Raw genomic sequence first — 9612 nt, 5'->3', positions numbered from 1 at the left:
AAACAACGCTTGTCAGGGCAACGCTAGAGTCTTTTGGATTTCTGGGTTTCACATTCAGATATGACCGTGATTTGCATGGCGGAAAGTACAAATATCTTAATATATGTCCCAGCAAAAAGAGTGAAACAAACTTGAGAAACAAAATCAAGGAGCATCTGCGATACAACGGTCACAAGAATCCTAAAGAGTTATCCAAAGGCTTAAATCCAATCATACGAGGATGGTTTAATTACTTCTCAATACGTGGAGTAAGCTATCCAAACAAGTCGAAACGGAATATAAGATATTACCTTATGCAAAAGCTAAACAGGTTTTATCGCAGAAAGAGTCAGCGAAAATGTAAGCTTTCTCGCCAGAATGCTTATGAGAAGTTAGTCAAATATTACGGACTATATGACCTCTCAAGCAGGTTCGGCTGATGAAACTGTAAATGCTTAGAGTGAACTTTGTCGGTAAGCCGTGTGCGGGAAAACCGCATGCACGGTTTGATGAGGGGGACAGGTGGATAGAATACTTGAAGCCTGTCTCTACTCTACTGGTTAAAAAAATGAGTTAATTATTCAATAATTCTGTCCAGACTCATCGATATGTAATCAACAGGATATATTTACCGTTTGTCTCATTTCAAAACAATATTAGTTTTGTAAGTGCAATTTTTCTCATTTTCAAGAAAATTCAAGTATATATCAGCCTTATTCACTGTAAATAAAGAAAATACACATTAATTGAACTATCTCTTATCCTCCCTGTACCTCCAGAGTGGGTTCCCTGTGGCTTGGAAGCAGATTATAATCACTTATATAAGTATTATGTAACATTAGTATTGTTTCATGAGCACAGTTTTATGGCGCATGGTAATTGCATTGATCAGTACTGCCAGTGTGATAAATATCTGCTACAAATTCCTCACTGCCATCAGTGCTATTCCAACCAGCCTGCTATCCTGGAGCATCTCCTCAGATAGCAGTAACGGAGAAAATTCTGTATTATAGGGAGATAGCAGGATCTCTCTGCCATCTTTGAACATGGATACTTTCTTCAATGTTATCTCGCCTTCCACATTTACAACGCACACATGCCCCTCTGCTTTGCGCCAGTCACTATCCTGACGAACTACAACCACATCTCCGTGTGATATATAGGGATGCATTGATTGCCCCTGGGCAAAAAAAGCAAAGTAATCATCCCCTTTCCCCGGCAGGTCCTTACGGTTTACTAATACATGATCCAAAGGCTCAGCGCTTTCTATCTCCAAAGGACTTCCACAACTTACAGCAGCAACGATTGGCAAATTATAATAATATCCTTCTTTCAATTTACGTACATCGTCCTCTCCGGAATAAAACATTGAACCTTCTCCATTTAATATCCAGTTAATGTTAATATTATAATTCAATGCCAGCTTATTAAGAAATTCTGCACTGGGTGTAGTTTTATCTTTACAGTAACGATTAATGACCACAGACGAAATACCAATCTTCTCAGCCAATCTGGCTTGCGTGAGGTGAAGCTTCTTAAGCACCTCATAGAGTCTTTCTCCAACTATCATTCTGCCTCCTTAATTCTTTCTGAATTATCTTGATAGATAATTTATATTCCCGTATTAACTGTCAAGTTAATTATATCATATTCACAAATATTTTTTCAGTTGACATAATAAGGCATGCTCATGATAAAGACACTCAGCTTTGAATATAGGAGTGTAAATGTACACAGTATTATTAGTTTTGCATGTAGTAGTCGCTATTGGGACTCTATTGGTAATTCTGGTTCAATCCAGTAAAGGTAACGGTTTGGACAGCACCTTAGGTGGTGCAGCCAGCCAGGTTTTAGGTGGTCAGGCAGCCCCTGCTTTCCTCAAAAAAATGACTCGCATACTTGTAGCTGCTTTTTTCATCGTTTGCGTTCTTTTGGCTTTTCAAAATAATAAACAGCGTCGTACAAGAACATCTTCAGCTGTACAAAAACTGCGCGAGCAGAGTCAAACAGAAGAAGTACAGCCAATGGAAGAGAATGCTCCATTGGAAGAAATGCCATTGGAACTTCCAGCTGCTGCTGGTGACAGCATCTAACTTATTCGCAGAAGTGGTGGAATTGGCAGACACGCAAGACTAAGGATCTTGTGCCCTCTTTCGGGTGTGCGGGTTCAAGTCCCGCCTTCTGCACCAAATAAATAAAAGAGCTCCATTTGGAGTTCTTTTTTTATGTCTATATTTATAAATTTGATCTTGCATTAAAGTATACCAATATTTCTTCTATAAAATTTAATATCATAGATTAAAGCAAAAAACTGACTATTGTCCTATAGTTGATGATTTTAAGGACTCTTTCCTGATTTTATCTCCTATAGGTCATATAAGTCCTATACACCCAATAAAAATCATCTACTTAGAGACTAGAAAATTTTTGAGGATATTCTAACCTAACCTAAGGGATTCTCATTTGCTCATATCACTAATCTCTTTGGCAGCTAGAATTTGTGAAAGATTTTGAAATACCATAAAGGTATTCCTGCAATATTTCACAACTCAATCTACTACAGATATTAGCAATCTGAAACAAAACAGAATCGCACAGATTAGGTCTAATTTAGCTCGTTATTGAAGTGGGGGACAGGTTAGATATTTTTTGTGGGATATGGAAATAATCATTTTTGGCTTGACGAAAAATTTAAAAAAGGAATTTTATAAATAAAGATTTTCTATGGGTGGAGTGATCTTAAAATTTGAAGGCATAGCCTTCTGGCGCAATATAAAAATAAAAACAGGAGTATGCATGTTTGGAAATTATTTTAAGATTGCATTTAGAAATTTATGGAAGAACAAATTAAACAGCTTCATTAACATTTTTGGATTAGTATTGGGTTTAACCTGTAGCCTTTTGATCCTTTTCTTTATTCGATCAGAGCTAAGCTATGAGAAAACGATCAGTAATTATCAGCGAATTTACCGTATTACAAATGAAAATCTGGAAGAAAACGGCAAGCACTGGGCAGTTGTTTCACCTTTACACGGTTTAGAGATAGCAGATTACGTTCCCGAAATAGAATCTGTGATCAGGATGGTATATACTTACAAACAGTTTATCAGCTATACAGATGAGAATGAGAATGTAAACCGTTTTCAGGAGGATCGTGGTTATTTTGCTGATCCAGGTATATTTGAGCTATTTGATATAGAGTTATTAAAAGGCAAACCTGAAACTGCCTTGCAAAATGCAAATTCTGTTGTCCTTACAGAGAGTTTTGCCCGGAAATATTTTGGTGATCAAAACCCAATGGGTAAATTCCTGGTAAATGACGGAAGCGGCAATGAGATGGAAGTCACAGGAGTGCTCAAGGATCTGCCATATAATACTCATTTCAGGTTTGATCATCTCATCTCTATGGAGACGTTTTATAACCGGATGCAAGGAAATAATGCAGCTGACTGGCTTGAATCAAAGGGGTGGGCTTATTTCTATACTTATGTTTTGATGAAGGAAAATATAGATATTGCTAATGCAGAGGCTAATCTGGTCTCCTTTACTGACAGCTTTTATCAGGAATGGTTTGAAGGTAGTGATGAAAAGCCTGCTGACTATATCAAGCTGCATTTCCAGCCAATAGAGGAGATACATCTTAATTCACATCTAGAGCAGGAGATGGGTCCTAATAGTGATATTACTTATGTGAACGTGTTTGGGTTTGTTGCGATACTTATCCTGGTGCTTGCTGGAGTAAATTTTATCAATCTTGCTACAGCCCGGGCATTCAATCGCATGAGAGAAGTAGGAGTTCGCAAGGTGCTTGGTGCAGCGAAGGCGGATCTTACTCTGCAGTTTCTCATTGAATCTATGATCGTCGCTTTGATCTCAGGAGTTCTCGCAGTTGCTCTGATAGAGATAATTTTACCATTTTACTATACGATCACTGGAATCCAGATATCTGTTTTGCATATTTTCAGATTAGATAATCTGGCAATAATTATGGGAGTGGTTCTCATTTTCGGTTTAATCTCTGGTATATATCCTTCCATCTTTATGAGCATGTTTTCAGTAAATTCTGCCCTTAAGGATAAAAGGACTAAAAATTCTACTACTTCTGTCATCAGACATTCTCTGATAATTTTTCAGTTTGTGATCTCGACTATGATGATTTTCAGTACTTTGATCATCTATAAACAACTGCAATTCTTTAACCATAAGGAACTTGGCTATGAAAAAGATCAGCTGATTGCCGTTCAACTTTATGGCGATGTTAGACGTGAAGCAATTGATAATACAAAAACTCTCAAAGATTATTTACTTTCATTTTCCGGGATAACGGGAGTTACCATGTGTTCCAATATTCCAGGTGAAAGATTGAGTGTAGAAGATATCAGAATGGAATCTATCCCTGAAGATACAGAATTACCGCCTATCAGATATCTGCGCGTAGATCATGATTATATTGAAACTCTGGGGCTGGAAATGATCGCAGGAAAGAGTTTTAAAGACTGGACTTCAGAGAATCCGGCTTTTATCCTGAATGAAAATGCTCTTAACGCAATTCAAGTTGATGATCCAGTAGGGAAGATGGCATCGAATTTTAGAGGGACTGAAGCTGAAATAGTGGGAATCGTGAAGAACTTTCATTTTGCCTCATTGCACAATAAAATAGAACCTCTGGTGATTGAACTTAATCCCAGCTGGTCATCAAATCTGCTTGTTCGTGTCTCTAATAATGATTACAAAGGAACACTTGAATTTATCAAAGACAAATTTCAGGAAATTGCTCCGGGATCTGTATTTAATTATTCTTTTGTTGATGAAAAACTGGCATCCCTTTATGAAAATGAACAAAGAATGAACACGATATTTCTGCTTTTTACTTCACTAGCTGTCATCATATCCTGTTTGGGGCTTTTTGGATTGTCGATTTATTATGCTGAACTTAAAATAAAGGAAATTGGCATCAGGAAAGTTCTGGGAGCAGAGAATTATCAAATTATCAATTTACTGACTTCAAAATTTGTTCTATGGATAGTAATTGCAAACCTGATTGCTCTCCCGCTTGCCTGGTTTGCCATGCAGAAATGGCTTATTAATTTCGCTTACAAGATTGAGATCACTCCCTCTATATTCCTGATATCTATTTGCCTGTCTTTTTTCATTGCCATGATCTCTATAAGTTATCATTCTATCAGGGCAGTTACTCAGAACCCGATAAAAGCATTGAAATGCGAATAAATAAAAAAGGGGCAGAATATTTCTGCCCCTTTTTATATTCCAGCATTTCTGCTATTCTTTTGCCATTTCTTTCTTCAAGGTTTTTTGTTCCAGTGCATAATCAAACATCTCATCAAGAGTTTTGCACTTATCAAATATAACAAGAGCTTCCTGTAACTGCTGATCATCTCTGATAGCTATCTTATAACCTTCTACGTCACCAAACTTCTTGCTGATTATATTGCTGGTAAGGTTATTAGTTATCCAACTCATAGTGCTGTCTAATTCAGTATCCGTCCATTCCACACTATCTTCTTTGGCAAATTCCAGAAAATCGGCGATAAAAGTCTGATCAGGCTCGAAATCGAGCTCAACTTGACGCTCGTGATCGATCATATAATCAACCGTAAAATTAAAGGAAAGGTTCTTGCGTCGTAATTCCATGCCCAGTCTGGTCATTTTGGCTTGCTTGATCTCCATATCTGGATTTACTCCACCACCACCATACACGATTCTGCCTTTTTCGGTATAGTGAACATCCTTGAGATGCTCCTGATCTGCTTCTTCACGCAGTTTTTCTATTTCATCCTCGCTCATATCTCCATTGCGAACCCGGGGATCTTTGATAAGCCTGTCATTAAGGTCTTTGTGAATGCAGCGACCAGAATTTATGTAATATTTAGCAGTGGTTACCTTTACACCATAACCATCAGAGAGTGGGAAAAGTCTTTGGACTGAACCTTTACCATAAGAGGTTTTACCCACTACTAATGCCCTGTCATAATCCTGCATAGATCCTGCAAATATCTCCGAAGCACTTGCAGAAGCTTCATTTACCATCACAATCACCGGATAACCTGAACGCTGACGATTATAACGGGTAAAATATTCCTGGTTAGCTGAATCTGTTTTTCCTTTGGTGAAAACAACACGTTTATCTTTCCCGATAAATTCATTAACGGTATTTACAGCCTCTGTTAACAGCCCTCCAGGATTAAAGCGTAGATCAATCAGCAAGCCACGCATTCCTTCCTTTTCGAGACGATCAAGTTCAGCTCGTAGTTCCTTGGTAGTTTTAGCATTAAACTGACGTACCCTGATATATCCAATGCCATTATCCATAACAAAAGCGTAGGGTATGCTGTTTATCACAATAGTATCGCGGATGATCTCGAAATCCAGCTCTTCCTTTACTCCTGGGCGCTTGATAGTGATCACTACCTTAGTTCCTACATCACCACGCATTTTATTAATTGCATCATCAGTGGATACTCCCACAACGCTTACGCCATCAACTTTAGATATCTTGTCACCAGCCATGATCCCCATCTTATATGCAGGAGTACCTTCTATGGGGGAAACAACTGTGATATAATCACCTATCTTATTTATTGTAATACCTAAACCACCGAATTCACCTTTTGTGCTTGTATTAAATTTCTCAAAATCATCAGGTTGAAAAAAAGTTGTATGCGGATCGAGTTCATCCAGCATGCCATCAATGGCGGCATTGATCAAATCATCAGTATTAAGGGTATCAACATAGTTCTGTTGCAGGTTAAAAAGTACCTGACTGAACAGTTCCAGCTTTTTGAACATGTTTTCCCTGTTGACGTCTTGAGCATCTACTTTGTAGCTGCTAACCAGTATAACTGCAATCAGTATCCAGCCAAACAAACCTAATGAGAGAAATATTTTCCCGGTTTCTTTTAATTTCATTTGCTCCTCTCTTTTATATATTCTTTTACTTTTTCTATTATTAATCCATTTATCTCATTTATTGATTTTTGTCCATCGATTATTATTATACGAGGATGTTTTTCTGCTAAATCCAGGAATCCCTTTCTTACCCTGCGATGAAAATCCATTGACTCCTGTTCCAGACGGTCTGCTAATTCAGGATTGATTCTTCCTAATCCTGTTTCTACTGCTACATCGATCAGAAAAGTGAGGTCAGGCTCATGATGATAGGCTGCAAATTCACATAAAAACTTGATAGAGGTTTCATCTATTCGTCTGGCTGCCCCCTGATATGCGATCGTGGAATCATAATAACGGTCAGAGATTACCACTTTGCCGGATTCTATTGCTGGGATGATCTTCTGACCAGTATGCTGGCTGCGACTCGCTGCATAAAGAAGCACTTCTGTCTCAGGCAACATTTCTTTATATGTCGGATCAAGGAGTAATTCCCGTATCCGTTCAGAAATTTCAGTTCCACCGGGTTCACGTGTCAATATCACTTCCATACCTTCACTTGCTAAGTTGTCTCTTAGAAGTTCTACCTGAGTAGATTTTCCGCAACCTTCAATACCCTCAAATGTTATAAATATTCCCTTCATTACTATTCCTTTATAAATCTTTCTGCCAGAATTTCTGAAATGGTGTATAAAGAACCTGACACAATCACAACATCTTCCTTTGCTGCTAATTCCAATGCTCTTTTGGTACCACTTACAACATCACTCGCTGTTTCATAATCTGCTTTATATTTTTCTGCATATTCCACCTGCTCTGATATCTCCGCTGCCCGGTTCGATTTATTCTTGCTGATGATCAATTTATCAGCAACACTGCATATATCATGAATCATCTGCTCCAGATTCTTATCCCGCAATATTGCCAGCACGAATATTATCCTTCTACCGGCATAGATATTTCTTAGATTTTTTACCAGTACTCTGATTCCTTCTTCGTTATGAGCTCCGTCCAGAAGCACAATTGGCTCTTTCTGCAATACCTGCATCCTGCCCTGCCACTGAGTAGAGTTTAATGCGGACTTCACTTTGTAAAGATCAATATCCTCATGACGCTTAAGCATCATTTTGATGAAAGCATTTATTGCTACACCTGCATTAAATGCTTGGTGTTCACCTATTAAGTTAACGCATAAACCTCTCCAGGTTACATTTTCATCACAATAATCAAAAAATGTTCCATCTTCTTTCAGTTCGATATTCTCAATTCTGTAATCTCTGCCAAGACGAATGATTCTTGCTCCCCGTTGCTCGCAGATGTTTGAGATCACCTCAAATGCTTCCTCAGGTATATTTCCCAAAACCACATCCTGGTCTGGCTTGATAATTCCCGCTTTCTCCCAGGCAATTTTTTTTATAGTGTTTCCTAGACTCTTCACATGATCAAAGGAAATACTGGTAATGGCAGCTACTTCTGCAGCAAAAGGATTAGTACCATCCAGTCTGCCTCCAAGTCCCACTTCAAAGATCGCTGTATCCACCTTCTGTTCCCAGAAATGATAAAATGCCATTGCAGTAGTTATCTCAAAAAAAGACGCTTCAAATTCCTGAAACACTTTCTTCCATTTCAAATATATTCTGATCAATTCCTGAGATTCGATATTTTTCCCATTAATCCTAATACGCTCCCGATAATCAACCAGGTGTGGGGAAGTATTTAAACCTGTCTTATGTCCATGAGCCTTGCATAGTGATTCCAGCATTGCACAGGTGGAGCCTTTGCCATTGGTTCCAGCCACATGGATACCCTTTAGCTTCAGATTTGGTTCTCCTAAGCGCTTTAATATTCCCAGCATTCGTTCCAGACCAAGCTTAACGTTGCCGGAATGACGCTCATATATATATTCCAGAAATTCTTTGTATTCCATCCAGTTCTCCACATAAAAATAGCCTGTCGTGTAGGACAGGCTGTTTTATTTAATTAAATGATAATCATTAATTTATTGCAGGTAATACATGATCACTGTATTGATCAATATATCTCACCAACAGACTGGGATAGGCATCCTGAAGTAATAACCGGTTTGTAAGGGCAATTTGAATCCGGGAACTTGGCTGTTCTTCCAGTTTTTTAACGGTTTCACCACTCAGCTTGATCATATTAATGAAATCCTGGGTGTCAAAAGCATTATCAGCAAGCATGTTGTTTAAATTATCCAGCAATGCCTCTTTAAGATCATCACTGGGATAATTATACTTGGAACCAACCATGAATTCATAGGGAAATATAGCTTCCATTAAAATCCTGTTAAATCTCTGCTTCTCTATCTGATTCATTTCAGTATAACCCTTTTTATTCAGAATTCTGGCTTCCTTTTCAAGGCTTACAGAATTTATCATACCTTCACTAAAATCATGACCGGCAATCAGCTTGTCGTTGATTTCATTTGTCATTAATTGCTTCTGCTCAATAGTATGAGGATTGTTTACTCTGTTAAAGTTACTTACTATTTCCTTAAATTCAGGAGATAGCAAACTCCAGATTTCCTTTAATAGAGGATCATTGCTACGAGCATTTAAATTATCCATGTATTTATCCCAATCCAATACTGTTCGCGTGTCAAATAGTGATGGGGAATAGGCTTCATGCTCTTCCAGCATCTGTTTTACGTCTTCATTTAATCTGTTATAGATATATTCGGATACAGGCTTCTGATGAAATTTGATA

The 9612-nt window shown here is 38.0% G+C and carries 7 protein-coding genes and 1 tRNA gene; 3 read left to right on the top strand and 5 right to left on the bottom strand.

Features of this window, described 5'->3' with window-relative positions:
- Positions 1–895: 895 nt before the first annotated feature.
- Positions 896–1549, bottom strand: coding sequence for a S24 family peptidase (locus tag RAO94_05390; protein MDP8321762.1), 654 nt, complete (start codon positions 1547–1549; stop codon positions 896–898).
- Between the two features lie 157 nt (positions 1550–1706).
- On the opposite strand from RAO94_05390, the gene secG reads away from it, so the two are divergent.
- From secG to RAO94_05375, 3 genes are all read left to right on the top strand, one after another.
- Complete coding sequence (gene secG, locus RAO94_05385) at positions 1707–2072, top strand: preprotein translocase subunit SecG (protein ID MDP8321761.1); 366 nt, start codon at positions 1707–1709, stop codon at positions 2070–2072.
- A 7-nt stretch (positions 2073–2079) separates the two neighbouring features.
- Positions 2080–2168, top strand: a tRNA-Leu gene (locus RAO94_05380).
- 607 nt (positions 2169–2775) lie between these two features.
- Entirely contained in the window at positions 2776–5208 is a 2433-nt protein-coding gene (locus tag RAO94_05375; protein MDP8321760.1) for an ABC transporter permease, read from the top strand.
- A 51-nt stretch (positions 5209–5259) separates the two neighbouring features.
- Here the strand turns inward: RAO94_05375 and RAO94_05370 are convergent, their stop codons facing one another.
- The 4 genes from RAO94_05370 to RAO94_05355 form a co-directional block, all read right to left on the bottom strand.
- A complete protein-coding gene (locus tag RAO94_05370) occupies positions 5260–6906 on the bottom strand; it encodes a S41 family peptidase (GenBank protein MDP8321759.1) in 1647 nt (548 codons plus the stop codon).
- The gene (gene tmk / locus RAO94_05365) at positions 6903–7529 is read right to left on the bottom strand and encodes a dTMP kinase (protein ID MDP8321758.1); all 627 of its coding nucleotides are present in this window, start codon (positions 7527–7529) and stop codon (positions 6903–6905) included. Before tmk ends, RAO94_05370 begins: the two co-directional genes overlap by 4 nt.
- Positions 7530–7531: 2 nt before the next feature.
- A complete protein-coding gene (locus tag RAO94_05360; protein MDP8321757.1) occupies positions 7532–8812 on the bottom strand; it encodes a folylpolyglutamate synthase/dihydrofolate synthase family protein in 1281 nt (426 codons plus the stop codon).
- A 67-nt stretch (positions 8813–8879) separates the two neighbouring features.
- A partial coding sequence (locus tag RAO94_05355) for a hypothetical protein (GenBank protein MDP8321756.1) occupies positions 8880–9612 on the bottom strand: 733 nt, incomplete at its 5' end.

It is taken from the genome of Candidatus Stygibacter australis, from assembly GCA_030765845.1.
GTDB lineage: Bacteria > Cloacimonadota > Cloacimonadia > Cloacimonadales > TCS61 > Stygibacter > Stygibacter australis.
Note: the sequence above shows the minus strand (reverse complement) of the source record. Positions and strands in the feature narration are given on the sequence as shown.